This is a genomic window from Amycolatopsis samaneae, assembly GCF_039541975.1.
Classification (GTDB): Bacteria; Actinomycetota; Actinomycetes; order Mycobacteriales; family Pseudonocardiaceae; genus Amycolatopsis; species Amycolatopsis samaneae.
On the sequence record NZ_BAABHG010000020.1, the window covers coordinates 76,267 to 103,159 of the forward strand.

Here is a 26,893-nt window from a genome sequence, read left to right on the forward strand (position 1 = left end):
GCGATGGGCCGCCGGGCCGTCAGAGCGAGGCGGCGGTGGCGTTGCCCGCCGAGGTCAGCATCTCGCCGAGCCGGTGCCGCAGCGTCGCGGGGTCGGCCGGGGCGATGGTGATCCAGTCGCGGCCGTCGCGGCCGCGGGAAGCCTGGGTGAAGTAGCGGCCGGTCTCGGTGTCGAACCAGCTCAGCACCGGTGTCCTCGTCCGGCCGCCGAGGCGGCCGCGCGCGTTGGCGCCGATCTGCCCGCCACGCAGCCTGCGCTGGGCGTGCAGCCTGGCGAGTGCCTTGCGGTCCTCGTCGACGCTCGCGCGGCCGTCGCCGTCGACGTGGTTCCCGCGCCGCTGCAGGAAGTCCACCCCGGAGCTGCCGACGAGCTGTTCGAGCGGCACGGTGATGGACTTCTCGGTGCCGCGCGGTGCGCCGGGCAGCAGCGAGATGATCGCGCTGGCCAGCCCGTCGGCCGGGATCGGCTGCAGGTGCAGCCCCCTGCCGTCCTGCACGGCGAGCAGGCCCTGCCCGCCCAGTGCCCCGGCGACCGCCAGCAGTGGTTCGCTCTCCGGGTCGAGCAGCTGGACGATGTCGAGGCTCACCTCGGGCGAGGCGAGCAGCCCGAAGTAGTCCTCGAGATGCGGTTCCGGACGGCCGCGGTGATCGGCGAGCCCGCGCCGGACCAGGCCCTCCAGTGTCTGCCGCCGCAGCGCGGCCCGCTCGTCCAGTGTCACGCCGTGGGAACGTCCCCGCAGCGGGTAGGGCAGCTCCCCCACCGCGGCTTCCTCCCACAGGAAGTCCAGCTCGAGCAGGGTGAGCAGCTCGGCGGTCGGCATCGACCAGCCCCTCCCAGGATCGGGGCGGGCGCGCGGTTCCCCGCGCGCCCGCCCGGTCTCAGCGGTCGTCTTCCTCCGACCACGCGCCGATCACCGGCGGCGGGGTCGCTTCGTTGGCGCCGAAGGTGTCGTCGGGGTCGGGCTCGATGAGGAACGAGGCGTGGGTGTGCTCCTCGTCCTGCTCGGCGTGCGCACCGTGCGCGCCACCCATCCCGCCGCCCATGCCGCCACCCATCGGGTTCATCCCCGGCGGCGTGCCCTGCGCGCCGATGGTGCCCGCCGACGGGACGACGCCCTGCTGCGGCGCGTTGGCCGAAGCCGCGCTCTGCGCCGCGCCCTGCTTCTCGGCCGCCGCGGCGGAGGTCTCCGACTCGGACTTCGCGCCGGTCCGGCCGCCCTGGCCCAGCGCGCGGCCACCGGCGAGGCCGAGGCCGCCGCCGAGCGCGCCGGCGCCCAGCGCCTGGCCGAAGCCGCTGCCCGCGCCGCCGGTGGGCACCGAGGGGGTCGCGGGCGCGGCGGGGACGGCGCCCGTGCCGACACCGGCGCCGCCGGAGAGGGGGTTACCGCCGGTGTATCCCGAGGTCCCGAACGTCCCGGAGTCCGGCACGTGCCCGGCCGGGGCGCCGGAGGACCCGCCCACGACGGCGCCGTGGCTGCCGAAGGAGGTGCCGCCGCCGCTGACGCCGTGGCCGACCGAGGTGGCGTGGACCCCGCCGACGTTGCCGAAGCCGCCCACCGAGTTGTGCGTCGGGGTCGGCTTCATGCCGAGCGATTCGGGACCGAAGCTCGGGGTCGAGCTGTCCACCTCGCTCATCGACTTGGTGTAGTTGGTGAAGAACTGGACCTGCTGCTGCTTGACCGCGTCGGCGGCGTCGGCCGCCGCCTTCTGGTCGACGACCATGGCCGCGGGGCCGCCCGCGAGCGCGTCGATCATGCCGGTCTTCGGGTTGTAGCCCTTCGGCTGCGGCATCTTCTTGACTTCTTCGGCCGCCGCGGCCTGCTTGGCGAGGCGGTCCGCCATGGTGTGCGCGGCCTCGGACGCCTGCGAACCCGAGTTCGCGATGGCGACCAGCGCGCTCTGCGCGGACGCCGCGCCCTGGCCGATCCACACCGCGCCGAGCTCGGAGATCGCCGAGTACAGGTCGTTGGACGCCTGGCTCAGCTCGCGGCCGTGGTGGCTCCAGGTGTGCCCGATCGACTGCGCCGTCGAGGGCACGTTGTTGTCGGTGGCCATCTTGTAGAGCTGCAGGCTTTCCTGGCCCTGCCAGTTCGGCGGGCTGCCGATCGCGCGGTCGCCGCCCATCTCGAAGCCGTCGGAGCGGCCGCGGGCGGCGTTGACGATGTCCTGCGACGCCGAGTTGTCCCCGAGCGGGACCTTCGACGGGTTCGAACCGGTCGACGACGGCGTGGGCAGGGGCGAGGACGAGTCGCCGCCCAGCCCTTCACTGCTGTGCTTGGGTGCCATGACTACGGAATCCCCCTCGGATGTCAGGCGTGCCGGAACGGTTCGGCGGCGGCGTGGTCGATCTCGTGGTAGCGCGCCATCGCGGTGACGATGCCCTGCTCGGCGGCCTCGTACTGACCGAGCAGGTTGCGCAGGGCGGCGGCGTAGGAGTCGTTGCCGCCCTCGGCACGGTGCTCGAACTTGGCCGCCATCGCCTGACCGACCGGGTTGGCGCCGAGCTGCGGCTTCTCCGCGAGCGCGCCGGCGTTCGCGAGCAGCGTCTCGACGGCGTCCTTGCCCGTGCGGATCTTGTTCAGTACGGTCTGGGCCGCGTCGGGGTCGATCCCCACCTGACCCGCCACTGCCGCTGCCTTGAACGCGTTCGCGTCGGCCACGCTGCTTGTGCCCATCTGCCCTCTCTCCGTTCCCCCTGGCAGGCCCTCGTCGGCCCCATGGCCTGGACTCTTTGCTTAGGTTAACCGACCAGATCGGCACCTATGACGCAATGGCGATGCTCAGGGTTCCGCATCACCGCCCGTGACCGCAAGCAGTTCCGCGAAGAAGGGTCGAGTCCCCGTTCAGCGGGCGAGGTCAGGACGTGTAGACGTGCGGATCCAGGGTCCCGATGTAGGGAAGGTCGCGGTAACGCTCCGCGTAGTCGAGGCCGTAGCCGACGACGAACTCGTTCGGGATGTCGAAGCCGATGTACTTGACCGGTACGTCGACCTTGACCGCCTCCGGCTTGCGCAGCAGCGAGACGACCTCGAGCGAGGCCGGGTTGCGGCTGGCCAGGTTCTTCAGCAGCCACGACAGCGTCAGGCCCGAGTCGACGATGTCCTCGACGATCAGGACGTCCCGGCCCGCGATGTCGCGGTCGAGGTCCTTGAGGATGCGAACCACCCCCGAGGAGGAGGTCGACGAGCCGTACGACGAGACGGCCATGAACTCCAGCTGCGTCGGCAGCGGCAGCGCCCGCGCGAAGTCGGTCATGAACATCACGGCGCCCTTGAGGACGCCGACCAGCAGGAGCTCCCCGCTTCCGTTGGCCGGGTAGTCGGCGGCGATCTTGGCCGACAGTTCCGCGATCTTGTCCTTGATCTGCTGCTCGGTGACGAGCACGGAGGCGATCTCGCCTTCGTACACGGGTCATTCCCCTCGTGTGGTGGATTGAGGTTTCAGGCAAAGCCTGCCATGCGCCCGGCGGGCCTCCAACTCGCCGGGTAGCCAAACGCCGCCCTGACCGCGCCAGCGGCCGATCAACGCGTCGACGGCCCGCAGGTGCGCGTCGGTCAGCTCGCGGACGCCGCCGAGCAGCAGCCACCTGCGCAGGACCCGGCGCCGGAGTGCGGGCGGCTCCGCGGCGAGGACGGCCACGTCGAGGCCGTCGCCGGTGTCCGAACGGGACAAGAGCGCGTCGGCGAGTGTGTCCAACGCCTCGTTGTCCTCACGCAGCTGCGTCGCGGTGCGGGCGAGCGCGGCGGCGACCCCGCCGCTGAGCACGTCCTCCAGCAACGGCAGGACCTCGGTGCGCAACCGGACGCGGGTGAACCGCGAATCGGTGTTGTGCGGGTCGTGCCATGGCTCGACGCCGAGCTCCGCGCAGGCCCGCGCCGTGGTCGCCCTGGTGACGTCGAGCAGCGGCCGCCCCCATGGCGGGTTGTGCGGGCGCATCCCGGCGAGCGACCGGGGCCCCGAGCCGCGGCCGAGGCCAAGCAGGACCGTCTCCGCCTGGTCGTCCCTGGTGTGGCCGAGCAGGACGAGTGCGTCGGCGGGGGCCGCCCGGCGCAGCGCGTCGTACCGCGCCCTGCGGGCCGCGGCCTCCGGGCCGCCGGGGCCGTGGACGGTCGCGGTGAGGATCTTGGCCTCGTCGGCACCCAGCGCGCGGGCCGTGGCGGCGGCGTCTTCGGCGGTCTTCCCCGAACCCGCCTGCAGGCCGTGATCGACCACGAGCGCGCGGACCCGCAGCCCGGCCCGGTGCGCGGCGTGCGCGGTCGCTTCGGTCAGCGCGAGGGAGTCCGCGCCACCGGACACCGCGACGTCGATCCGGGACGGCGGCCGGGTGACGGCGAAGAACTCCCGGACGGCGAGCCGGACCGCCGCGACCGCCTGGCCGGGGCCGGTCACCCGTGCAGGCGCCGGACCCATCCGGCGGGGTCGGTGATTTCGGCGCGGGTGGGCAGGGTGTTGGGGGACGTCCAGACGGCGTTGAACCCGGCCATGCCGACCTCGTCGACGACGTACCGGGTGAACTTCGCGCCCTCCTCGTACTGCCGGATCTTCGCGTCGATGCCGAGCAGCGCGCGAAGCAGCTTGTCGAGCGGGCCGCCGCCCTTGCGCCGCGCGCTGAACCGCGCGCGGATCGTGTCGACGGACGGCACGACCCGGGGGCCGACGGCGTCCATGACGTAGTCCGCGTGGCCTTCGAGCAACGTCGAGAGCGCGAGCAGCCGGTCGAGCACGGCGCGTTCGGCCGGGGACTGGAGCAGATCGACGAGCCCGCCGCCGAACCGGCCGCGCCCGGCCTGCTTGATCACCTCGGGCAGCTTGCCGACCAGGTCGGACAGGCCGTCGGCGTCCCGCCCGGCGAGGCCGGCGAGGAGCCGTTCGACCTCGTCGGCGAAGTAGTCGCGCAGCCAGGGCACCGCGGTGAACTGCAGGCGGTGGGTGCATTCGTGCAGGCAGACCCAGAGCCGGAAATCGTGCGCGGACACCTTCATCGCGCGCTGCGCGGCGACGACGTTGGGCGCGACGAGCAGGAGCTGGCCCGTCTTCTCCGGCCCGCCGAAGGGGTCGTACTGGCCGAGGATGCGGGAGGCGAGGAAGGCGAGCACCACCCCGGTCTGCACGCCGGCGCCGGACGCCAGTACCGGGCCGAGCGGCCCGCCCTGCGCCTCGGGGAGCGCGCGGCCGGTGAGCGCGTCGAGCCCGGCCGCGGCGGACCGGACCCAGCCCGGCCGGTCGACGACCTCGCCGGGCAGCAGCGGCAGGTCGAGCCCGAGGCCGGTCAGCTCGCGGACGTGCCCCTCCGCCTCGGCGGTCAGCTCGCGGAGGTCGGCGACGGCCGCTTCGGCCTCCTCGCGCGGGACCTGCGGGCCACCGCGTACCAGGAACGCGGCGGTCGACGCGGCGAGCGACCAGTCGACGATCGGGCGACGGCGGGTCTCGGTTTCCTGACTCACCCTTTCGACGCTACCCGTCTCCGGCGGCTTTTCCGCCACGACTTCCGTACCGATCTCCTGTCGGTGTCGCGATTCCCGGCGCGCTCGCGGTGGTGAGCCTCATGGCGGCGTGGGAGCGAGGGACCTTTGCTGTCGTTTTCGCGGACGTTCCGGGTGACTGAGGGGCTGGGGTGGCCGGGTGTGCTGAAGGACGCCTTCGGTGCACTCGATGCACTGAAAGCGTCCTTCAGTGCGCCCAACGCACTGAAAGCGTCCTTCAGCACCATCTCCCTCCAGGCCCCCACGCCCCACGCTCCACAAAGGACGAACCCGGCGAACCCCGCGGCTCAACGGCATACTGTCGCGAACGGCCCGTTCGCGACGGCCCGGCGCCCCCGATACACATTCTCGCGGTTCGGGTGTCCGATCCGGTGGGCCCGTGCGGTTCCGGGCCCGAGTTGTCCACAACGGAACCACCTGTCCACAGATTCGCCGAGCCCCCGTTTCCGCACCCCCAACGGCGATACGCTGGTTATGGGGGGGGACCCCGAGGGCCCGCGTTCCGGGCGGGTCGTGGAGCGCCGGGGTTCCGGTGAGCGGCGGGCGGTGTCTTGTCCCGAACGCTCCGTTCGGGACGTTCAACGTCGGTGACGGAGCGTTCGGGACGTCCCCAACGCGTCGTTCGCGGCGGGTAAGCACACCGGCCTGGCTCCCAAACCGCGGAAACCAAGCCGCCGGAACCTGCCGGGAGAATGGCTCAGTGGCAGCCGCAGGTGCGCAGGGTGGCGGCGACCACGTCCAGGGCGGCCTTGCCCGGCTTGTCGTCCGAGCCCTTGGACATCAGCGCGAACACCAGCACCCGGCCGTCGGCGTCGAGGACGTAGCCGGCGAGCGTGTTGACCTCGGAGAGGGTCCCGGTCTTCGCCCGGACCCAGCCCTTGCCCTTCGCCGAATCCGGCTTCCCGTACCGCCCGGCCAGCGTGCCGGACCCACCGGCGACCGGCAGGCCGGTCAGCAGCGGCCGCAGCTTCGCGGTGTCCGGGTTCTTCCCGTCCGGCTCGGCCGCGCGCGTGAGGACCTGGGCGAGCAGCTTCGCCGGGATCTTGTTCTGCACGGACAGCCCGCTGTTGTCCGACAACTGCACGCCCGTGGTGTCGAAACCGTGTTCCTGCAACACCTTCAGCGTCGCGGCGGCCGCGCCGGAGAACGACGGCTCGGTCCCCTTCTCGATCGCCACCTGGCGCGCGACCGCGTCCGCGAGCAGGTTGTCGGACAGTTGCAGCAGGTCGTAGGTGAGCTCGGTCAGCGGCGCCGACTTGACCTCGGCCAGCACCTTCGCGTCCGCGGGCGCGGTCGCCGGGCCGCCCGCGGACGCGCTCAGCTTCTGCGCGATGAGCTGTGTCAGCGCGGTGGCCGGGTTGGCCGTGCGCATCGCGAGGTCGTTCTTCGGGTCCGTGCGGCCGCCGTCGGCCATCACGGGCGCGACCTGCGCGGCGAAGGTGGACGGCGCGTCCGTGGGATCCCAGCCGGGCGCGGTCGCCGGGCCCTTGAACGCGTTCAGGTCGACCTGGACCTTCTTGACGTCGTTCCCGGCGACCTTCTTGACCTGCGCGACGAGATCGTCCACATGGGCCGCCCCCGGATACAACGGCGAGTCGGTGCCCAGCGGCAACGTCGTCAGCGTGACGTCACCACCCGCGACCAGGATCACCGTGCCCGGCTCCGCGCCCTGCACGATCTTCGTGCTCAGCTGCTTCTCGTGGCCCAGCGCCAGCAGCGCCGCCGCGACGGTGAGCACCTTCGTCGTCGAAGCCGGGGTCAGCGGCTGGCCCGAGTTGCGGTCCCACAGCACGGTTCCGGTCGCCGGGTCGATCACACTGCCGGTGAGCGTGCCCAGCGCGGCACTGCCCGCGGGCCCGGCGAGCGCGGACTGGATGGCTTCGGGCGTCGGCGCCGCCCCCGAGGTGCTCGGCCCCCGCAACGCGGCCTTCGCGACCGCGGGCTCGGGCATCGCCGCCTTGGGCGCGTTCGGCGCCCAGGGGAATCCGAACCGGTTCGCGATGCTCGGCCTCGTCGCCGTGACACCGGCCGCGACCAGCAGCACGACCACCACCAGCGCGCCGATCAGCAGTCCCCGCCGACGCTTGCGCGGCGGCTCCGCTGCCGCCGCCTGCTCCGGGCTCGGCGGTTCGGGCGGTGGCACCGCGGCGGGCTCACCCGCCGCCTCGGCACCGGTCGTCGCCTCGGCCGGGGCCTGCTCCCCGCCGGGCCCGATCCGCATCGGACGCGCCAGCGTCGCGGACGAAGCGGGCGGCGGCACCGCGCCGCGGGGCGGCTCGGGCGGCAGGCCACGGAGGTACTCGGTCGCCTCGGCCGGATGCCGCTCACCGGGCGTCTCCCGCAGGTCGACGCGCTGCGCCCAGACCGTGTCGGCCTCGGCCGCCGCGTCCTCCGCCTCCCGCTGCCGGGCGGGTGACGGCTCCGGCCGCGACTGCTGCGACTGCTGCGACTGCTGCGGATTCGAGGACTGCGCCGCCGAGGACTGCGGTCCCGGAGGCCGCGACGAACCCGAGGGCTGTGACGCCCGCGGTCCGGGCTCCTCGGCGAACGGCGTCGCGCGTTCGATCGGCACCCACGGCGTCGCGGGCCGCACCGGCAGCTGCTGCGTGTTCTCCTCGGACTTCCCCGGCGGTTCCTGCTCGGGCCGTCGCTGGGCGGCCTGCTCGGCAGGCCCCGGATCGGACGTGTGCCCCAGCCGGTCGGCCAGATCCCGTGGACGGCGTGGTGCCGCGGGCGGTGTGGCGGGCGGCGGTGTGCCCGGCGCGGGCAGCGGTTCGGGCGCCACCACGGGCCGGAACCACGAACCGGCGCCGTCTTCCGGTGTGAGATTCGTCTGGGGCGCTGTGACGTTGGGCACGGGCAACGCGTCCGTCGCGCCCGGATCGGCCTTCGCGTGCGGCAGCCGAGCGGTCGCCCCGCCGTCGCCGGAGGACCCGTCCTCATCGGCGGAAGGCCACCTAGGCTCGTCGTTTTGCGACACGCACCCACTCCTTACGCAGCTGCCCCGGCCGGGTCGAGCCCCAAGACCGCGCGGCCGACATCCGTCCGGCCGCCCCTGGCGGGCGTAGTCCACACTAGTGAGGTCAAGAGTGTCAGCACGGTGGCCGCCCGACACGCGGGTGGCCGAGAGCGGGAACAGCGAGGACCGGCGTGGAGTTCGACGTCACGATCGAAATCCCCAAGGGGGAGCGCAACAAGTACGAGGTCGACCACAAGACCGGTCGGATCAAGCTGGACAGGACCCTGTTCACGGCGACCCAGTACCCGGCCGACTACGGCTTCATCGACGACACGCTGGGCCAGGACGGTGACCCGCTGGACGTGCTCGTCCTCGTGCAGGAGCCGACCTTTCCCGGCTGCCTGATCCGCTGCCGCGCGATCGGCATGTTCCGGATGACCGACGAGAAGGGCCCGGACGACAAGGTCCTCGCGGTCCCGACCAACGACCCGCGCCTGGAGCACCTGCGCGACATCCACCACCTCAACGAGTTCCACAAGCTGGAGATCCAGCACTTCTTCGAGGTGTACAAGGACTTGGAGCCGGGCAAGAGCGTCGAGGGTTCGAGCTGGGTCGGCCGCGCCGACGCCGAGGCCGAGATCGAGCGTTCCCTCGGCCGTGAGCGTGACCGCATCGCCAAGGAAGAGGCGAACGGCGGCGCCGCCCACTAAGGCGCTGAACGGTCCGTGGGGGCCTCCTTGAGGGACTCTAGGTCCCTCAAGGAGGCCCCCACGGACCGTTTACGGCCTCGGCGTCAGTGCGCCATGGCCAGCGCGGGGGCATCCGCTTCGGCGTCGGCCCGCTGCTCCAGCGCCGACTTCTCCGAAAGCGGTTTCTCCCGGAGCAGCCACACCAGCGCGAAACCGACCGTCAGCACGGCCCCGCCGACCAGGAACACGGTGCTCATCGAGCTCGCGAACCCGTCGAGGATCGGCCGCGCCAGCACCGGGTCCAAAGTGGACAGGAACGACGTGTCGTTGATGTCCACCCCGCCACCGGCCATCCGCCGCGCGAACTCCGGATGCTGGGCCAGCGCCGCCGCGTAGGCGGGCGAGGCCGCCGCGGAGCGGACCGCCGCCGCGATGCGGTCCCCGACCGTCGCGAACAGGATCGACAGGAACACCGCGGTACCCGCCGTGCCACCGATCTGCCGGAAGAACGTCGCCGACGAGGTCGCGACGCCGATGTCGGACGGCGGCACGTCGTTGGTCGCGGCCAGCTGCAGCGTCTGCATCGAGGCGCCAAGACCCAGCCCGATCGCGAACGCGATCGCCATGACCACCGCCATCGGCGTGTCCACCCCGATCGCCGACAGCGCGAACACCGACGCCGCCATCACGCCGAGCCCGGCCACCGCGAACGCCTTGTACCGACCGGTCCGCGAGATCACCGACCCGCTCGCCATGCTCGCGATCATGATCCCGAGCGTCAGCGGCAGCATCTGCAACCCCGCCTGGGTCGGCGTCGCGCCCTTCACGATCTGCAGGTACAGCGGCAGTGACATCATCGCGCCGAACATCCCGACGCCCTGGATCACCGTGACCAGCGTGGCGACCCGGAACACCGGCCGCGAGAACAGCCGCAGCGGCAGCAGCGCGGCGTCGCCCATCCGGCGTTCCTGCCAGACGAACGCGGTCACACCCAGCGCGCCGACGACGTACATCGCGATCGACCCCGGGGAACCCCAGCCCCACTCGCGGCCCTGCTCGGCCACGATCAGCAGCGGCACCAGGCCGACGATCATCGTCACCGCGCCCCAGTAGTCGATCTTCTGCTCGACCCGGGTGTGCGGCACGTTCAGCACCTTGCTCACCACGACCAGCGCGGCCAGCGCGATCGGCACGTTCACCAGGAACACCCAGCGCCAGCCGGTGACCCCGGCGAAGGAGTCGAGCCCGGCGAAGAAGCCGCCGACGACCGGACCGGCGACACTGGAGACGCCGAACACCGCCATGAAGTACCCCTGGTAGCGGCTGCGCTCACGCGGGGAGGTGATGTCGGTGATGATGGCCAGCGCCAGCGACATCAGACCACCGGCCCCGAGTCCCTGGAACGCGCGGAACGCGGCCAGTTCGTACATCGACCCCGCCATCCCGCTGGCCAGGGAGCCGACGAGGAACAGCGAGATCGCCGTCAGGTACATCGGTTTCCGGCCGTAGAGGTCGGAGAGCTTGCCGTACAGCGGCGTCGAAAGCGTCGCCGTGATCAGGTACGCGGTGGTGGCCCATGCCTGGAGGCTCTGACCGTGCAGTTCGTCGGCGATCGTCTTCATCGCCGAGGACACGATCGTCTGGTCCAGCGCCGCCAGGAACATGCCGAGCATCAGCCCGGACAACACCGTCAGGATCTGCCGGTGGGAGAGCTTGCCCTTCGTAGCGGTCTCTCCTTCCGCCGTGGATGTCGCACTCATGTGGATCTCCCTCGGTAAGTCTTCGGTAGTTGCTTGTACCCCTCAACTACTTGCCGAAGACAACTGTCCTCCAGAAGCTTGTATCAAGCAATCAAATTGACTGTGACGCTCGTCGCCCCGCCCGCTTGACGGCCTGCGCGACCACCGTGACCTCGGCGGATGGCACGTCGAAGGCGCCGAGGCCGGTCACGAACGCGTACAGCGCGGGCAGGTTACGGCAGAACACCGCGGCCATCAGGTTCGACGTCCCGGTGGTCGCGAGCGTCCCGTGCACGAGGGGATGACGGGCCAGCGCGCGGCCGATGGAGTCGAGGTCGCCCGGCGGCACGGTCATCCAGACGTTCGCGTCCACGGCCAGGCCCAGCGCCCGGACGTCGATGTCGGCGTAGGTACGCAGCCTGCCGGCCTCGGTCAGCCGGTCGAGCCTGCGGCGGACCGTCGACTCCGGCGCCCCGGTGGCGGTGGCCAGCTCGCCGGGGCCGGTACGGGCGTCCGCGCTCAGCAGGCCGAGCAGCCGCCGGTCGAGGTCGTCGGGAGTCAGGTCCAGCTCGGCGGTGGGCGGGGCGAGCGCGGCGGCCTCGTCCGCGGTGAGCAGGCCCGTGCGCCAGCTGGCGGCGTCGGAGAAGACGTGCAGCACGGAATGCGCGCGCACCTCGGTCACCGCCGACGTCGCCGGGAGCTGGTCACGCACCAGGCGGCCGTCGGGCCCGCCCACCGCCACCGCGCTGATCTCCTCGCCCCCGGCGAGGACGTCGACGAACAGCACGTCCGCGCGGCGCGCGAGGGCGTCCGCGAGCACGTCGGCCCGGCCGCGCAGGACACGGATCCGCAGGATGAGCGCGCCACGCAGGCCGTGCTCGGGATTGGGGACCGCGACCACCCGCAGCCGCCCGTCCGCCCGCAGCCGCGCGATACACCGGGAAACCGTGCGCGGCGAGATGCCGAGGACCTCCGCGACGCGGCCCGGCGCGGCACGTCCGTCGAGTTGGAGCGCGGAGACGATGCGTTGCTCCAGCGCGGACATAATCGCCGAATCAACGGTCATACTTGTCCTCTTCCGCTCACTATTGGCTACTGGAGTGCGGCTTCCTGCCGTCCGAGCGTAACCCTGGGCGCATGACGACGAACGCGCTCAAGCCCGTGATCGAGCTCGTGGAAGCACTTTCCGCGGATCTCCCCGCCCACCGGCCCGCCACCCCGCCCCGCGACCTCGAAGAACTGGACGCGCTGTTCCACGCCGTGGACGATCCGCTGGCCGCGCGGCTGCGCGCGGGCCTGGCGGAGATCCGGCCCGAAGCCGGTTGGGCGGACGACGAGTTCGCGCCGGGCGGGGCTGGTGGCGAGTACTGGGTGGTCGACGCGCTCGACGGCGCGGTGCAGTTCCTACAGGGACTGCCGCAGTGGTGCGTAACGGTGTCACTCGTGCGCGACGGCGAACCCGTGCTGGCGGTGCTGCACTCCCCGTCACTGCGCGAAACCTACGCGGCCGAACGGGGTGCGGGCGCGTGGCGGGACGGGCGGCCGATCACGCCGTCACGCAAGACGTCGCTGGACGCGGCCGTGGTCGCGACGAGCCAGCCGCCGTTCGTCACCCGGCAGCGCGAGGCCGCCGCGAGGGCCGGACGCGCACTGCCGGAAATGCTCGGCCGTGTGGTGGCGGTCCGGAACCTCGGCCCGACGTCGTGGCAGCTGGCCGACGTCGCCTCGGGACGGCTGGACCTGTTCTGGCAGTACGGATCCGACGCGGCGAACCTGCTCGGCGCCGCACTCGTCGCCCGCGAGGCCGGCGCACTGGTCACCACGTGCGCCGGCACCCCGTGGACGTCCACTTCGGACAGTTTCCTCGCCGCCCCGGCCGCCCTGCATCCCGCCGCGGTCGAGATCCTCACCGAATTCCCGGCGGACATGCGCCCCAATGTGGCGTTCGGTGCACTCAACGCACCGAACGCCACATTGGGTGCGTCCAACGCACCGAACGCCACATTGGGGCGCTCGACCGCGAGCAGCGATCAGGCGGTGTAGCCGGGGATCGGGAACGGGGCGAGGAACTCCCGGATCTCCGCGGCAATGGTGTCCAAAGAGGACTCGTCGGACGCGGCGGCCGCGGTGACCGTGCGGTCGATCCAGTCGGCGACCTGGGCCTGGTGCTCCGGCTTGAGCCCCCGCGTGGTGATCGCCGAGGTGCCCAGCCGGATGCCCGACGGGTCGAACGGCTTGCGCGGGTCGAACGGCACCGTGTTGTAGTTCAGCTCGATCCCCGCGCGGTCCAGCGCCTGCGCGGCGGGTTTGCCGGGCACGGCCTTGTTCGTCAGGTCGATCAGCAGCAGGTGGTTGTCCGTGCCGCCGGACACCAGGTCGTAGCCCTTGGCGAGCAACGCCTCCGCCAGCGCCTTCGCGTTCGCGACGATCGTGTGCGCGTACTCGCTGAACGCGGGCTGCTGCGCCTCGCCGAGCGCGACGGCGATCGCGGCGGTGGTGTGGTTGTGCGGGCCGCCCTGCAGACCGGGGAACACCGCCTTGTCGACGGCCTTCGCGTGCTCCGCGTCGGAAAGGATCATCGCGCCACGTGGGCCACGCAGCGTCTTGTGCGTGGTCGTGGTGATGACCTGCGCGTGCCCGACCGGCGACGGGTGCGCGCCGCCCGCGACCAGCCCGGCGATGTGCGCGATGTCGGCCACGAGCACCGCGCCGACCTCGCGGGCGATGTCGGCGAACGCCGGGAAGTCGATCGTGCGCGGAATCGCCGTGCCACCGGCGAAGATCAGCTTCGGCCGGTGCTGGCGGGCGAGGTCGCGGACCTGGTCGAGGTCGACGCGGCCGGTCTCCTTGGCCACGCCGTAGCGCACCGGCGTGAACCACTTGCCGGTCGCCGAAACGCCCCAGCCGTGGGTCAGGTGCCCGCCGTCGGGCAGCGCCATGCCGAGCACGGTGTCCCCGGGCTGGGCGAACGCGAGATACGCCGCGAGGTTCGCCGGGGAACCGGAGTACGGCTGGACGTTCGCGTGGTCGGCCCCGAACACGGCCTTGGCGCGCTCGATGGCCAGCCGCTCGACCTGGTCGATGAGCTGCTGGCCCTCGTAGTAGCGCTTGCCCGCGTACCCCTCGGAGTACTTGTTGGTGAGCACGGTGCCGGTCGCCTCGAGGACGGCCTGCGACACGTAGTTCTCCGACGCGATGAGCCGGATCTTGTCGTGCTGGCGTTTCGCCTCGTCCTCCACGAGCCCGGCGATCCGCGGGTCCGCGGCGGCGAGCGCGGAAAGGGCTGGCTGGTGCGTCAAGGGCCTTCTCCTGCCGTGACGGCCGGACCCAGGCGCGCGGTGCCGGCCTCGTCGTCGCTTCCCGGTGGTGCTCCACCTCGTGGCGCCAGTCGCTGCTGCCCGCCCAGCCTAGTCCACGTGACCGGTGGATAGTTCGAAGTGAGATCGGTGCGGGCCAGGCCACTTTCGGGTGCTCGCGCGCGTCAGTCCACGATCGTGACACCCATCGAGCGGGCCGTCCCGGCGACGGTACGCATGGCCGCCTCGACGTCGGCGGTGTTGAGGTCGGGCAGCTTGCGCTCGGCGATCCCGCGCAGCTGGTCGCGGGTGAGCTGCCCCGCCGTTTCGTGTCCGGGTCGCGCGGATCCCTTGCCGCCCAAGGCTTTCCGGATCAGGAACGCCGTCGGCGGTGTCTTGAGCCGCAGCTCGAACGAGCGATCCTCGAACACCGACACGACGACAGGGACGACCTCGCCACGCTGGGCGGCGGTCGCCGCGTCATAGGTCTTCTTGACCTCGACGAGGTTGACCCCGGTCTGCCCCAGCGTCTTGCCGAGGTCGACGACCGGGGCGTTGCCCGCGTCGAGGTGGAGCGTGACCTGGTGGGTCTGCTTCTTCGTCTTCGGTGCCATACCGCGACGCTAAAGTCTCCGGTAACCGGAGAGTCAAACCCGAAAAGTCAGCCTTCGATCGGCTTGATCCCGGCCGCGTGCCGCCGGGCGAGCTGCCGGTAGACCTCGCCGTTGTGATCGACCCACAGCCTGGCGCTGTCGGTGAGCGGCACGAACTTCTTCGCCGGGCTGCCCATGGCGATGTGCTCGGCCGGGACGACGGTGCCCGGTGTGACGGTGGCACCCGCGGCGACCAGGGCCCGCTCGCCGATCCGCGCCTTGTCCAGCACGGTCGACCCGTTGCCGATCAGGGCCTGCTCGCCGATCGTGCAGTCGTGGACGAGGCACTGGTGCCCGACGGTGACGTTCTTCCCGACCTCGCACACGCCGTCGTTGACGTGCAGGACCGAGTTGTCCTGGATGTTCGCCCCCTCGCGGACGACGATCTTCCCGAAGTCGGCGCGGAGGACCGCGCCGTACCAGATCGAGACGTCCTTTTCGATGACGACGTCCCCGATCAGCGTCGCGGTGGGGGCGATCCACGCGTCCGGGTGAATCTGCGGGCTGAGCCCCTCGAAGGAGAACAAAGGCATGCCCGCACCCTAACCGCGCACCGATCACCGACGTGCTCTGAAGGCCACCTTGAGGGCGTCCAGGTCCCTCATGGTGGCCTTCAGAGACTTGCGGGTCAGCCGGTGATCGCGGCGTTGATGATGATGTCGACCGCCTTGTCGTTGCGGGTCGTCTGCGGCACGATCGCCGAGTCGGGCGGGTAGAAGCCAGGGCTGCCGCCCCGCGGGTACATCTCGAAGGTGTAGCTCCAGATCCGGTTCGTCGCCCACATCCAGTCGTTCATCGAACCGTCGGTGATGTACAGCTGGCTGGACTGCTCGGGCGTGTAGCCGTTCGTCGCCGCCATCTGCCTGCCGAGGTTCTGGAACTTCGCCGCCTCGGCCTGGGTCATCCCCGGCCCGGTGGCGTCGTAGGTGTAGCCCCACGGCCAGAGCACCAGCTCGGAGTAGGTGTGGAAGTCGATGTGCGTCTTGATCCGCTGCACACCGTTGACCTTGTGCGCGTTCACCCAGTTCGACACCGCCTTGGTCTCCGGCGCGGAGAACGCCGACGGGCCGCGGTAGGTCTCGTTGCTCGGCGAGCCGGAGGAACCGCCGCAGCAGCCCCACTTGTAGCCCCAGTTGCGGTTGGTGTCGGTGCCCTGGCCCTGGCGGTTCTTGCGCCAGGAGTGGAACCGGCCGCCGGATATGTCGTACTCCGACCCGTCCGGGTTGACGTTCGGGATCACGAAGATCGCCGTGCTGTCGACCATCTTCTTGATCGCCGGATCGGTCGCGTACCCCTTGGTGAACCGGTCCACGATGCGCAGGCACATCTCGGTCGTCAGGTGCTCACGGGCGTGCTGGTTGCAGGTGAACAGCACCTCGGGCTCGTTCTCGTCGGCTTCGACGTTCTTGCTGATCTTGAGCACGTTGAGGGTGCGTCCCTCGTACGATTTGCCCGCGCTGGACAGCTTCGCGATCGCCGGGTAGTTCGCCTGCGCCTTCTGCAGTTCGGTCGTCACCTCGGCATAGGTGTGGTAGCCGGTGTACCCGGGCGGGAACTCCGCGGGCGCCGCGCTCGTGCTCGGCGAGCGGTCGACGGGCCCGCGCGATTCGAGGGTGAACCCGAGCGCCCGCAGCCGCGCGGCTTCACCGGGGTTGGCGATGATCGTCGTCGTGGCGCCGGACGTCCCGAGCACGTCGACCCCGGTGCGCGCGACCTCGGTGCGCAGCTGTGGGGTTCCGGTGCCGAGGACCTCGTAAATCTGCGGCCCGTCGGGCTGCCGCGCGGGTTCCGCCGCCGCCTGGCTCGCGGCGACCCCGCTGGCCAGCACCACCAGGGCGGCCAACGCCGCCGCCACGCACCGTTTCTTGCGTTTGTTCGCAAGCATCACGCCTCCTGCTCTCTTGGCAGCCTTCGGCTTCGATCGACCTTGGCGGGAGCGGAGGCAGGGGAACAATCCGTAGCGGTACGGATCTATTGGGCGTTTCTAGCCGTAGTTCGCGAAACAGAGCGCCTCGATGTCACCGCGCACCGAGGCGAACGGCCGTGGCCGTACCCGCTGCTGGACGACGGCCCCGAGCAGGTAGGAAAGCAGTGCCCGCGCGCGGGCACGCGGATCGTCGACGTCGAGTGGCGCCAGCAGTTCGGCGAGCAGTTCGGTGATCGAGGTCAGCATCGCGTCGATCGCCTGCGGATGCTGGGCACGCCCCGCCGCGATCCAGTATTCGAACCACAGGAAGGCGCCGTTGGGGCGAGCCGCGAACTCGGCGAGATAGGCCTCGGTGACCCCGAACAGCCGCGCACGCGGATCGTCGTGCCGGGCGGCCGCCTCGCGCAGCCCGGCGGCGAAGGTGTTGATGTGCGCGGCCATCGCCCGGTCGATGAGGACATCGATGTCGGCGAAGTAGTAGTGGACGGCGCTCTTGGTGAGCGGCCCGGCCTCGGCGATGGCGCGGACCGTGCAGCCGGCGAGACCGTCGCGGGCGAGCACGACACGGGCTGCCTCGACGATCTGTTCCTGCTTCTGGAGCTGGTTGGGCGACAGCTGTTCGCTGCGACCGGGAACGACACTCACGGTGATCCTCGTTACTAATTCCGGGACGCCAGGCCCAAAGTCTAGGGCAGACGTCCCATTCGTCGCCGGAGGGTGACCGGCATCCCGAAAACCGGATTGGCCACCCCGGTCCGGACAGCGGACAATTCCCGTCATGGTGATCTCAGGGGACAAGGGGCTGAGTGCGGCTACGCGCCGTCAGCTGGAGAAGGAACTGGACAGCTTGCGTGCGCAACGGGCCGCGCTGTCGCCGCAACCGGGCGAGCTCGAACGCACCGGTGACGCGGCGGACCAGGCGGACGTGATCGACCGCGCGGAGGCCGCCGCCCGGCTCGACCGCCAGATCGCCGACCTGAGCGCGAAGATGGAGCACGGCGCGGCCAACAGCTCGCTGGTGCCCGACGGCACCAAGGTGTCCCTGCGCTTCGACGACGGCGACGAGGAGACCCTCCAGGTCGTCACCGTGCCGGGCGAGGACCCCGACGCGGTCACCTCCGACAGCCCGCTCGGGCTCGCGCTCGTCGGCGCCAAGGAGGGCGACAAGGTCACCTACCGCACCCCGCGCGGGGAAATCACCGTGACCGTGGTGAAACTGACTCCGCCGAAGGGCTGACAACGTCCTTTGTGGACTTTCCAGGGCGGCGCCGGGCACCCCGGCGCCGCCCTGTCGTCGTTCCTGCCCTGCACGGCCGGAGGGCGTGTCTTGCCGCGAGGCAGCGGCACCGCGCGCCGCGCCCGGCGGGACCGCACCGCGCGCACGGCTCCCCAGCCGGCCACGAGCGCCGCCGTGGCGCCGCCCAGCACCTTCACCACCAGCGCGGGCAGTACCGCCGCGGCACCGCCGGACAGGCAGGCCGCGAGCAGTACCAGCGCGGCGAGCACCATCGCGAGCGCGATCAGGCCGTCACGCCGGATCAGCGGGTCCCGCACCCAGCGGTCGACGATGCGCCACGCCTGCGCTTCCCGCCCCCGTCCGGAACGGCTCGGCTCCGCGCCCATAGCGCCGCGCTCCTCACCCGGCGCAGTACGTGCGCCGTTCACCCACGTCCGATGGTGCGAACAACGACACCTCCGCCCGCTGGGCAGAAGGTCCATGGGCGAGAGGACCGCTTGAGGCGGGCCATTACGCGATTCCCCCAAGTTGGTCCGTTCGAGTGACACAACAAGCCTCACCGGTTCGAGTGAAATCCAGCGAGAAGGAGACACCACGGAACGAAGCCCCCGAAAGCCCGCAACCACGATGGGGGTCCGGGGGCGAAGCCCACCGGGCGGGGTCTGGGGGTTGCACCCCCAGAAAACACAGCGGAGCGAGCCAGTTCGCGCCCTCCGCGAACACAGCTCACCCCGAGTGGAGCCGCCTAGGGGAATCGAACCCCTGACCTATTCATTACGAGTGAATCGCTCTGGCCGACTGAGCTAAGGCGGCAAGCACCGGACTGTCGCCCGGAACCGGATGCAAGTGTAGCGGAGCCCGCGCGCGTCACTTTCCCGGGGCGCCCTCGTTAGGGTCCTATGACGTCGGTCTCACTCCCCGACCGACCTACCTCTTGGAGGACCTGGCACATGCGGCGAAGACTGCCCCGCTCGGTTGCCCTGCCGGCCGCCGCGGCGCTGCTCCTGCTGACCGCGCCTGTCGCGACGGCCCAGACGATCCCCACCACGCCGATCCCGGAGCCGGCGAACCCGGGGCAGCCGCCCGCGTCCGCGCCGATCGGGCCCCAGCCGCTCGGCCGCGCCGTCGGCGACGCGGGCACGGCGCTCGGGGTGCTGCGGTTGTTGCCGAACGCGGTACCGACCGGCTCGATCATCCCCGGCTACGACAAACAGCTGCCGAAGCAGTCGGCGCTCGAAGCGGGCATGGGCTTGTCGAGCGCGTCGGCGAACTCCGAGGCGTACCTGAGCTACGAGAAGGCGATCGCGCAGGCCTCGCCGTTCGGGCTGTCGGTGGGTGGCAACGCGCCGCAGACACCGGGCAGCGTCGTGCAGACGGCGTTGCCGGACAACCCGCAGCCGATCAGCGGCGGCCTCAACGGCCCGCCCAACCCGCTGCTCAACGTCGGCCTGCTCAACGGCAGCGCGCACGCGCGCTGGAGCCAGCCCCTCGGACCGTGTGTCGACACCATCGCCGACGCCAGCACGTCCGTGGCCAGCCTGTCCCTGCTCAACGTCATCCCGACGATGCCCGGCCTCGGCCTCGACGCGCTCAAGCCGAAGCTCGACCCGAGCACTCTCGCCCAGGGCTTCGACCTGACGAAGGGTCTGCAGAGCCTCGGCGGGCTGCTGCAGGGCGGCGGGCAGACCGCGGCGGACGGCACCGGATCGCTGCTGAGCCTGCCGAACACGCTGTCCTCCCGCTCGCAGGTCAAGCTGGTCGACATCCCCGGCTCGAAGAACAAGGCCGTCCAGTCGACCTCCACGATGCAGGGCGCCGACATCGAAATCCTCAAGGGCACCCCGCTCGCGCTGAGCATCAAGGTGGCCAGCCAGCCGACGCTGAAGGTGACCTCCACCGGCGACGAGAAAACGTCCAAAGTGGAGTACACCGCGCCGGTGCTGACCATCGAGGCGGGCGGCAAGGTGCTGTACACGCTGGACGCGGCGCACCCGACCAAGGACATTCCCCTCGGGCTGCCGCTCAAGGGCCTGAGCGACCAGTTCGGGCAGCTCAACGACATCCCGGTGGTCGGCGGGCTCGTCTCGACGGCGACCAAGGGCCTCCAGCAGGTCGGCAACACCGCGGGCACCGTGCTCGACCTCGGCGTGCTGCGGCTGAGCATCGCCGGGCTCGACCAGAAGGGCGCGCAGCTGAACGAACCGTTCGCCGGGTACCAGCTCGGTGCCTCGGCCCGGCTGTTCGACCTGCAACTGCTGCCCACCAGCAAGTTCAAGGACCTGCTGCCCGGCGACGCGGCGAAGAACCTGCCGTCCTCGCTGGCCCAGGTTTCCCTCGGTGAGCAGATCGCGCGGGCCTACGCGCCGAACGGTGGCGTGGTGTGCGGGACCGCGACGACGCCGGCGCCCCCGCCCGGCGGTGGCGAAGCACCGCAGGGACCGGCGAAGAACCTGGCCTACACCGGCGCGTACGACACCGTGCCGATGTTCTGGACCGGCACCGCGATGCTGCTGGTCGGTGTGGTCATGGTGGCCGCGATGCCGGGCCGCCGTCGCCGTCCGGCCGCGCTCACGCTGACCCCGGCGAAGGAGCCGGAGCCGTTCAAGCCGTCGCCTCGCCCACGGGACTAGTCACCCCGGGTCCATCCACAAAGGACGGCCCTTCATCCCGCACGGGATGAAGGGCCGTTCGCTGTCCCGGGCTCAGCCCTGGCGCAACGTGGTGACCATGGCCTCGACGGCAATGCGCGGTTTGACGTTGAGCTCGATCGCTTCGCGGCATTCCAGGACGGCTTCGAGCCGCCGCAACGTCGATTCCGGGGTCCACGCCGACGCGGCCGACGCGATCTGCTCGGCGTGGTCCGGGTGGTTGAGCGTCGCCCCGGACCCGGTGGTCGTGACCAGCACGTCGCGGTAGAACGCGGCGAGGTCGACCAGCGCCAGGTCCAGGGTGTCCCGCTGGGTACGGGTCGCCCGGGACTTCTGCTTCTTCTCCAGCTGTTTGACCGCGGCCTCGGCGGCCCGCTTCGCTCCCGCGACGCCCTTGCCGGTGCCGTCGCCCCCCATGGCCGTCCGCAGTTCGGCACGCTCGTTCTCGTCGCGGGCCTTGCTCGCCTCGCCCGCGTCGGCCTCTGCGGCGCTGATCAGCTGATCGGCGCTGGTGAAGATGTCCGACGGGCGGCGCAGCCCCAGCGGGATGCGCAGCACGGTGGCGCGGCGCTGCCGGGCTGCCTCGTCGGTGGCGAGCCGCCGCGCGCGGCCGACGTGCCCGCCGCAGACCGAGGCGGCCCACCGCGCCTGCTCCGGATCGACGCCGTCGCGGTCGACGAGCACCTGCGCGATCGCGGCCGCGGGCGGCGTGCGCAGCGGCACCAGACGGCAACGGGAGCGGATCGTCACCGACACGTCCTCGGGATGGTCCGAGGGCGCGCAGAGCAGGAACACGGTGCGCTCCGGCGGCTCTTCGACCGCCTTGAGCAACGCGTTCGACGCGCCTTCGGTGAGCCGGTCGGCGTCCTCGATGACGACCACGCGCCAGTTGCCCGTCGTCGGGCGCCGGGCGGCGGCCTGGACGAGCGCGCGCATCTCGGCGACCGAGATCGACAGCCCTTCGGGCGCGACGAGCCGGACGTCACCGTGCGTGCCTGCCATGGTGGTGCGGCAGCCCGAGCATTCCCCGCAGCCGGTCCCGGTGCTGCACTGCAACGCCGCGGCGAACGTCCGCGCCGCCGTCGAACGGCCCGAGCCGGGCGGGCCGGTGAGCAACCACGCGTGCGTCATCGCCGCCGGGGCGACCGGCTCACCCGCGACGATCTTCGCCGCGGCCGCGGCGGCCGACGCGAGCGTCTCGGCGGCCGGTTCCTGGCCGACGAGCTGCCGCCAGACACCGATCCGTACCTGTTCTGTCACTTCGCCTCCGCCGGAGCTTCCACGGGTTCGGCCGGTGGCTCGGGCGCCCCGGCCGGGGCAGCGGCGTCGCCCACCGGCGCGAGGGCGGCCAGCCGCCCGACGAACACCGCGCGGACGGCCTCACGGACCCGTTCGGCGACCTCGTCGTCGGTGCCGTCGGCCTCGACCACGACGTAGCGGTCCGGATCCGCGGCGGCCATCTCGGTGAGCAGGTGCTGCACCCGCCACTGGTCGTTCATCGTCTCGGACCGGTCCCTCGGCTCCCCACCGGGGGCGGCGTCGAGCAGGACCGTGAGGTCCGGGCGGAGCCGCCCGGTCGCCCAGTCGGCGAGCCCCTCCAGCTCATCGCTGTCGAGACCGGCGACGGCGGAAAGGTGCGCGAGCGGCGAATCGACGAACCGCTCCATCACGACGACCGAGCCGGCGTCGAGCGCGGGCCGCACGTGTCGCTCGACGATGTCGGCGCGTACCGCGGCGGCGGCGAGCGCCTGCGCGCGGGCACCGGTCAGCGATGCGCTGGTCAGTAGTTTTTCCAGGCGCTGATCGTCGAGCGCGGGATCGGCGGCGAGCACGACGGGCCGGGTGCCGGTGCCCAGCCAGTCGGCGAGCCCGGCGGCCTGCCGCGCGGTGTCGGTCGCCGTGGTGCCCTCGACCGCGATCAGGTAACCGTTGACACGGCGCGGATTGCGGCGCAGCGCGTTGCGCAGATCGCTCAGGATCGGCTCGGCGCGGCGGTCGTCCATCTGCCGGTAGGCGAAGATGCCCGCCAGCACCGCGAGCACGGCCCCGCCGAGCAGCACCGGCCGCGTGCCGTCGATGGTGAGCGCGTTGCCCCAGACCTCGATCCGGCGGGGCTGGACGAGGCCGATCAGCAGCGGCGCGGTGATCGTCGCGCCGAAGACCACGATCTTCAGCATCGACTGGTAGATCGCGTTGATCCGGCCGCGGATGGCGTCCTCGACACGGGAGCCGATGATCGTCACGCCGGTGAGGAACGCGGCCCCGGCCGCGATGCCGACCACCACCACCGCGACCAGCGACACGGCCAGGTGCGGGGACAGCGCGACCACCGCGAGCGCGAACCCGGCGGTGACGATCGAAATGCCGAACAGCCGGTCGTGCGCCAGCCGCCTGGCCAGCTTCGGAGCGACCGCCATCCCGGTCGCCAGCCCGAGAAACACCGAGAGCACCAGCATGTTGAACGACGCGTCGCCGCCAAGCAGGCTCGACGAATACGGCTTCGCCGAGCCGATCACCGCGCCGCCGGCGGCGAAGGCGCCGAACGCGCCGATCAGCAGGCCGCGCACCAGCGGGGTGCTGCGGACGAACCGGATGCCGTCGCGCAGCATCGCGCGGAGGCCGAGTTTCTCCTCGTCGGCCTTCTTGACCGTCGGATCCGGGGTCTCGTGCACGTTGCGCAGCGACAGCTCGGGAATCCGGGTGGCGATGAGAATCGCGCTGGTCAGGTACAGCAGGCCGTTGATGACGACGACCATCTTCGCGATGTTGAGGTCGGCGCTGCCGCCGGGGAACAGGTGGAACGTCGTGTTGATGCCGGTGAGCACGGCGTTGGCGCCGGCCGCGGTGATCACCGCGAGGCCGTAGGTCATCACCATGCCGAGCTGGTTGGCGGTCTCGACCTGGTCCGGGCGGCGCAGCAGGTTCGGTACCGCCGCGTCCTTCGACGGGATCCACATCATCGAGCAGCAGCCGACCAGGAAGTTGCCGACGAACAGCCACCAGGGCGCGCCGACGAACGCGATGGACAGCAGGAAGCCACAGCGGCCGAGGTCGCAGAGCACCATCACCTTGCGCCGGTCGAACCGGTCGGCGAGCAGCCCGCCGACCGGGGCGAACAGCAACCCCGGCAACAGCGCGGTGAGCACGACCGCCACGAACGCGAAGTTCTGCGCGGTGTAGTCGTCGAGCAGCTTCGTGGCCAGGCCGGTCAGCGCGAGCAGGTTCAGCCAGTCGGCGACGCTGCACAGATACGTGACGCCCCAGAGGCGGCGAAAAGGTTTGATCGCCAGTACCCGCCGGACGCGGTGGATCGTGGACGCCTCGGCACCCGACGATCCACCCGGGCCGGGCCCGGGTACTGATCGCATGCCCTCGCTGATGCTGCCCACCCCACTCGTCACCGCGGCGTCGGGCGACCCGGCAGGGTCCCCCGACCGTGTCGCCAGAGTAACCCTGGTAACAGGTGGGGCGCGGCAGTGGCCCGGATCGAGGGCGCGGCGAGCGCGTTAGTTGAACAATCCCGTCACGCTGCTGACCAGGCTCGACACCATCTGGATGGCGACGACCCCGAAGACGATCAGCAGCACGACCGCGAGCACGACGCCCGCGGTGCTGGCCGACGGACGCCCGATGCTGATGCTGGGCATGCTCACCGACGGCAGCTTGCGCTTCTTCTGCGCGGCCGCCTCGATCTCCTCGTCGATGTCGTCGTCGGCGGGAGGAATCTGCTTCGTCCGCCGGACCTGACGCAGCAGCTGCGGCGGCCGGGCGGGCCAGGTGCGCTGCCGGGGCAGGACACCGAGCGGCGGCGCCACCTGCTCGCCGAGCGTTCCCGTGGTGCCCGCGGGCGGGATCGCGCCGGGCGTGTGCGGTGCACCGCCCTGTTGCGCGTCCTCCTGGAGTGCGGCGGCGACCATCTGCCGCACCACCTCGGGGTCGTGCTGCACCGGACCGGACACCGGGATCGCGGGCGTTCCCGCACCGTTGGCCGTGCCGGCCGGCGGGGCGTCCGCCGAGGTCACGAGCCCGGAAAGGGGATCGGCGAACGAGTCGCCCGGCGTGCCGGCCAGCGTGCCGTCACGCGAGGGTGGCTCCGGAGAACTGAAGAAGGGAGCCTCACCGCTGTTGCTCATGGGGGACCACCTCACTGTGTGTGTCGCGGTGGGAGTGCCCACGTTCACCGTGAACAGTCACTAGCCGTGAGCGCACCGAGACTCCGTTCCGCGACAACTCCACTGTCGAATGTCCTCGCCTTTCAGGGTAGCGACGTGGGCGCAGAGCGCATCCGCCCAATGGGCCAGATATCCGTTACGCCTTGCGTACTGTCCGTCGCGTTCACAGGCAGTGTCCAGCCATCCGGAACTAAGGTCGACCTTTCTTTGTGACAGATCGTAGTGATTCCGGTCACAGATCGGCCACGGGTCTGTCACGGCGGCTCCACCGGCCCGGCGTCGACGACCTCGCGGAACCAGCCGATGAGCATGTCCCTGCTGAACGGCGCGAGCACGAGCTGCCGCCGCCCGCCACCACGGTGGATGGCACACAGGACGTGCCTGCCGAGATCGGTGTCGAGCAGGACGAACCCGTGCTCGGGGAACTCGGCGCACAGCCCGCCGAAGGCGAACAGGTCGAGCACCGCGGTGCCGCTGCGCGGACGGGCCAGCAGCTCACGCAGCTCCCCGACCTCGTCGTGCTGGCCGTGGATCAGGCCGTGTTCGTCGACCGAGAGCCAGATCTGCCGGGACTCGCCCTCCGGCGCGTCCGGCAGCGCCTCGACGAGCAGCTCCGGCAGCCGGGCGTACTCGTCGAGGTGGATGGCCGTGTGATCGGGCAGCGAGGCCATCACGAGCGCGTGCTCGCCGTCGGCGTAGCAGCGGATGTCCGCGGTCTCCGGGCCTTCGGAAAACACGCCGCTCACCGCCGCGCGCACCGAGCCGCGCAGGATCAGCGACACCACCTCGTACCCGACCTCGGTCAGCTCGCCGTCGTCGCCGAACGGCGTGCCCTCGAGCGCGGCCGCCCACGCCGCGTGCCGCTCGACCTCGGCGACCAGATCGGCCGGATCGTCGGACACCGTGCCGTGGACGCGGATCTCCTCGTCGGTCACCTCCGGGTTGTAGAGCCGGTCGACCGGATCACGCTCCGGCATCGCCGCCAGCACCGGCGCGGCCGCGAGTTCGAGCAGCTCCAGCACCGCGGTACGGCTAGACATGGCTCTGCACCGCCTTGACGATCCACTGCTCCGCGGTGCTGCGGGTGGCCGGGCCCCAGGTGATCGTCCAGCTGCCGGACCGGCCGACGGCCGCGCTGAACTGGTAGCGGCCGAGATCGTTGTCCACCAGCCCGAACGCGCCGTGCGGGTACTTGGCGAGAATCGCGTCCCGCACCGCGAGATCGACCAGCACGGTGCCCTGCCGGGGCCGGGCCGCACACTCGCGGATGACCGAAAGCTCTCGTTCCCACCGCGCCGGGATGAGTCCGCGCTCGTCGGTGTGGATGCGCACCGATTCGCCGGGCCCCGGCGGACGGTCGGGCAGATCGTCGAACACCCAGCCCGGCAGCGAGCTGAGGAAACCCGAGCGCAGCCGGGCGCGGTGCCCCAGCTTGTTCAGCACGGTGGTGTAGTCCTCGTCGCCGAAGAAGCGGACCTCCCACGGCTCCCGCCGCGTGGGGAACACCCCGGTGACGACGCCACGGATGAACCCGCCGCGCAACGCGCGGTACAGCCCGAGCGCCTCCGGCGTGACCTCGCCGCCCGGCGCGAGGCCGAGCGCGGCCATGCCCGCGACGAACCGGGTGTACTGCTCGACCTCGTCGGCCAGGCTGAGGCCGGGCGGCGGTTCGGCGTCGGCGAGGACGGGCGGCACTTCGAACTGCGGGTCGTAGAACTCCATCACCGAAGGCCGCTCCGGCACCTCGGCGCGGAGCGGGGCGATGACTTCGTCGATGACGTCGAAGACGGCGAGTGCTGAGTTGCTCACCCCTGCATTGAACACCCTGGCACCGACAATTTCTCGAACAAAGGTTCGAGTGAGTGACGCCGTTCGGTGAGCGGTTCCGATGACGCTGTGAAGGGCTTTCACCCGCTTCGCGGTGACGCTCCGGGGTCGCTTCGCGGGGACGGCTCGTCCGCCGCGCACCGGGACCGGGCTGGAGCGAGGGACCTTTGCTATCGCCCCGGCCGCGCGCAGCCGCCAGCACCCCGAAACGCCGTGGAGGCCTCCTTACCGGCGCTCAGTGCCGGTAAGGAGGCCTTCAGGGAC

General features: G+C 71.4%; 24 protein-coding genes and 1 tRNA gene. 4 read left to right on the forward strand and 21 right to left on the reverse strand.

The window, feature by feature from the left end:
* Positions 1–19: 19 nt before the first annotated feature.
* From ABD987_RS38835 to dacB, 7 genes are all read right to left on the reverse strand, one after another.
* Positions 20–820, reverse strand: a complete 801-nt coding sequence (locus ABD987_RS38835) for an ESX secretion-associated protein EspG (RefSeq protein WP_345406537.1) — start codon at positions 818–820, stop codon at positions 20–22.
* Positions 821–878: 58 nt separating this feature from the next.
* Positions 879–2,285, reverse strand: a complete 1,407-nt coding sequence (locus tag ABD987_RS38840) for a hypothetical protein (protein ID WP_345406540.1) — start codon at positions 2,283–2,285, stop codon at positions 879–881.
* A 23-nt stretch (positions 2,286–2,308) separates the two neighbouring features.
* Positions 2,309–2,674 carry a hypothetical protein gene (locus ABD987_RS38845; RefSeq protein ID WP_345406543.1) on the reverse strand — a complete coding sequence of 122 codons (366 nt, stop codon included), beginning with the start codon at positions 2,672–2,674 and terminating at the stop codon, positions 2,309–2,311.
* 181 nt (positions 2,675–2,855) lie between these two features.
* Positions 2,856–3,407: a hypoxanthine phosphoribosyltransferase gene (gene hpt / locus ABD987_RS38850; RefSeq protein WP_345406546.1), complete on the reverse strand. Its 552-nt coding sequence runs from the start codon at positions 3,405–3,407 to the stop codon at positions 2,856–2,858.
* A 3-nt stretch (positions 3,408–3,410) separates the two neighbouring features.
* The gene (gene tilS, locus ABD987_RS38855) at positions 3,411–4,388 is read right to left on the reverse strand and encodes a tRNA lysidine(34) synthetase TilS (RefSeq protein ID WP_345406549.1); all 978 of its coding nucleotides are present in this window, start codon (positions 4,386–4,388) and stop codon (positions 3,411–3,413) included.
* Positions 4,385–5,410 (reverse strand): zinc-dependent metalloprotease, encoded by a 1,026-nt coding sequence (locus tag ABD987_RS38860; protein ID WP_378214095.1) that lies wholly within the window; start codon positions 5,408–5,410, stop codon positions 4,385–4,387. The genes tilS and ABD987_RS38860 overlap by 4 nt, the downstream gene beginning before the upstream one ends.
* 769 nt (positions 5,411–6,179) lie before the next feature.
* Positions 6,180–8,462, reverse strand: a complete 2,283-nt coding sequence (dacB, locus tag ABD987_RS38865; RefSeq protein WP_345406555.1) for a D-alanyl-D-alanine carboxypeptidase/D-alanyl-D-alanine endopeptidase — start codon at positions 8,460–8,462, stop codon at positions 6,180–6,182.
* Positions 8,463–8,632: 170 nt separating this feature from the next.
* Here dacB and ABD987_RS38870 point away from each other — a divergent pair, with 170 nt between their 5' ends.
* Positions 8,633–9,151: an inorganic diphosphatase gene (locus ABD987_RS38870; protein WP_345406558.1), complete on the forward strand. Its 519-nt coding sequence runs from the start codon at positions 8,633–8,635 to the stop codon at positions 9,149–9,151.
* A gap of 83 nt (positions 9,152–9,234) precedes the next feature.
* Here ABD987_RS38870 and ABD987_RS38875 read toward each other — a convergent pair whose 3' ends face one another.
* Together ABD987_RS38875 and ABD987_RS38880 are read right to left on the reverse strand one after the other, a co-directional pair.
* Positions 9,235–10,890, reverse strand: a complete 1,656-nt coding sequence (locus ABD987_RS38875) for an MDR family MFS transporter (RefSeq protein WP_345406561.1) — start codon at positions 10,888–10,890, stop codon at positions 9,235–9,237.
* A gap of 91 nt (positions 10,891–10,981) precedes the next feature.
* Positions 10,982–11,935 (reverse strand): Lrp/AsnC family transcriptional regulator, encoded by a 954-nt coding sequence (locus ABD987_RS38880; protein ID WP_345406564.1) that lies wholly within the window; start codon positions 11,933–11,935, stop codon positions 10,982–10,984.
* 71 nt (positions 11,936–12,006) lie between these two features.
* On the opposite strand from ABD987_RS38880, the gene ABD987_RS38885 reads away from it, so the two are divergent.
* Complete coding sequence (locus tag ABD987_RS38885) at positions 12,007–12,912, forward strand: inositol monophosphatase family protein (RefSeq protein ID WP_345406567.1); 906 nt, start codon at positions 12,007–12,009, stop codon at positions 12,910–12,912.
* Here ABD987_RS38885 and ABD987_RS38890 read toward each other — a convergent pair.
* The 5 genes from ABD987_RS38890 to ABD987_RS38910 form a co-directional block, all read right to left on the reverse strand.
* A complete protein-coding gene (locus ABD987_RS38890; RefSeq protein ID WP_345406570.1) occupies positions 12,900–14,168 on the reverse strand; it encodes a serine hydroxymethyltransferase in 1,269 nt (422 codons plus the stop codon). The genes ABD987_RS38885 and ABD987_RS38890 overlap by 13 nt on opposite strands.
* 182 nt (positions 14,169–14,350) lie before the next feature.
* Positions 14,351–14,779 (reverse strand): uL11 family ribosomal protein, encoded by a 429-nt coding sequence (locus tag ABD987_RS38895; RefSeq protein WP_345406573.1) that lies wholly within the window; start codon positions 14,777–14,779, stop codon positions 14,351–14,353.
* Positions 14,780–14,826: 47 nt separating this feature from the next.
* The gene (locus tag ABD987_RS38900) at positions 14,827–15,351 is read right to left on the reverse strand and encodes a gamma carbonic anhydrase family protein (protein ID WP_345406575.1); all 525 of its coding nucleotides are present in this window, start codon (positions 15,349–15,351) and stop codon (positions 14,827–14,829) included.
* A 95-nt stretch (positions 15,352–15,446) separates the two neighbouring features.
* The gene (locus ABD987_RS38905) at positions 15,447–16,673 is read right to left on the reverse strand and encodes a M14 family metallopeptidase (RefSeq protein ID WP_345406784.1); all 1,227 of its coding nucleotides are present in this window, start codon (positions 16,671–16,673) and stop codon (positions 15,447–15,449) included.
* Positions 16,674–16,802: 129 nt separating this feature from the next.
* Positions 16,803–17,390, reverse strand: coding sequence for a TetR/AcrR family transcriptional regulator (locus tag ABD987_RS38910; RefSeq protein ID WP_345406577.1), 588 nt, complete (start codon positions 17,388–17,390; stop codon positions 16,803–16,805).
* A gap of 133 nt (positions 17,391–17,523) precedes the next feature.
* Here ABD987_RS38910 and ABD987_RS38915 point away from each other — a divergent pair, with 133 nt between their 5' ends.
* Positions 17,524–17,982 (forward strand): GreA/GreB family elongation factor, encoded by a 459-nt coding sequence (locus ABD987_RS38915; protein ID WP_345406580.1) that lies wholly within the window; start codon positions 17,524–17,526, stop codon positions 17,980–17,982.
* Here the strand turns inward: ABD987_RS38915 and ABD987_RS38920 are convergent.
* On the reverse strand, positions 17,919–18,368 hold the full coding sequence (locus tag ABD987_RS38920) for a hypothetical protein (protein WP_345406583.1): 450 nt from the start codon (positions 18,366–18,368) through the stop codon (positions 17,919–17,921). The genes ABD987_RS38915 and ABD987_RS38920 overlap by 64 nt on opposite strands.
* A 350-nt stretch (positions 18,369–18,718) precedes the next feature.
* Positions 18,719–18,795: transfer RNA gene (locus ABD987_RS38925), tRNA-Thr, on the reverse strand.
* Between the two features lie 137 nt (positions 18,796–18,932).
* Here ABD987_RS38925 and ABD987_RS38930 point away from each other — a divergent pair.
* Positions 18,933–20,612, forward strand: coding sequence for a hypothetical protein (locus tag ABD987_RS38930; RefSeq protein ID WP_345406586.1), 1,680 nt, complete (start codon positions 18,933–18,935; stop codon positions 20,610–20,612).
* Positions 20,613–20,684: 72 nt separating this feature from the next.
* Here ABD987_RS38930 and ABD987_RS38935 read toward each other — a convergent pair whose 3' ends face one another.
* The 5 genes from ABD987_RS38935 to ABD987_RS38955 all read right to left on the reverse strand — a co-directional run bounded on the left by ABD987_RS38935 (position 20,685) and on the right by ABD987_RS38955 (position 26,626).
* On the reverse strand, positions 20,685–21,890 hold the full coding sequence (locus ABD987_RS38935) for a DNA polymerase III subunit delta' (protein WP_345406589.1): 1,206 nt from the start codon (positions 21,888–21,890) through the stop codon (positions 20,685–20,687).
* Entirely contained in the window at positions 21,887–23,998 is a 2,112-nt protein-coding gene (locus ABD987_RS38940; protein ID WP_345406592.1) for a bifunctional MFS transporter/dTMP kinase, read from the reverse strand. The genes ABD987_RS38935 and ABD987_RS38940 overlap by 4 nt, the downstream gene beginning before the upstream one ends.
* Positions 23,999–24,136: 138 nt before the next feature.
* Positions 24,137–24,763, reverse strand: a complete 627-nt coding sequence (locus ABD987_RS38945; protein ID WP_345406595.1) for a hypothetical protein — start codon at positions 24,761–24,763, stop codon at positions 24,137–24,139.
* 293 nt (positions 24,764–25,056) lie between these two features.
* Positions 25,057–25,842 (reverse strand): ESX secretion-associated protein EspG, encoded by a 786-nt coding sequence (locus tag ABD987_RS38950; RefSeq protein WP_345406598.1) that lies wholly within the window; start codon positions 25,840–25,842, stop codon positions 25,057–25,059.
* Entirely contained in the window at positions 25,835–26,626 is a 792-nt protein-coding gene (locus ABD987_RS38955; protein WP_345406600.1) for an ESX secretion-associated protein EspG, read from the reverse strand. The genes ABD987_RS38950 and ABD987_RS38955 overlap by 8 nt, the downstream gene beginning before the upstream one ends.
* Positions 26,627–26,893 lie beyond the last annotated feature (267 nt).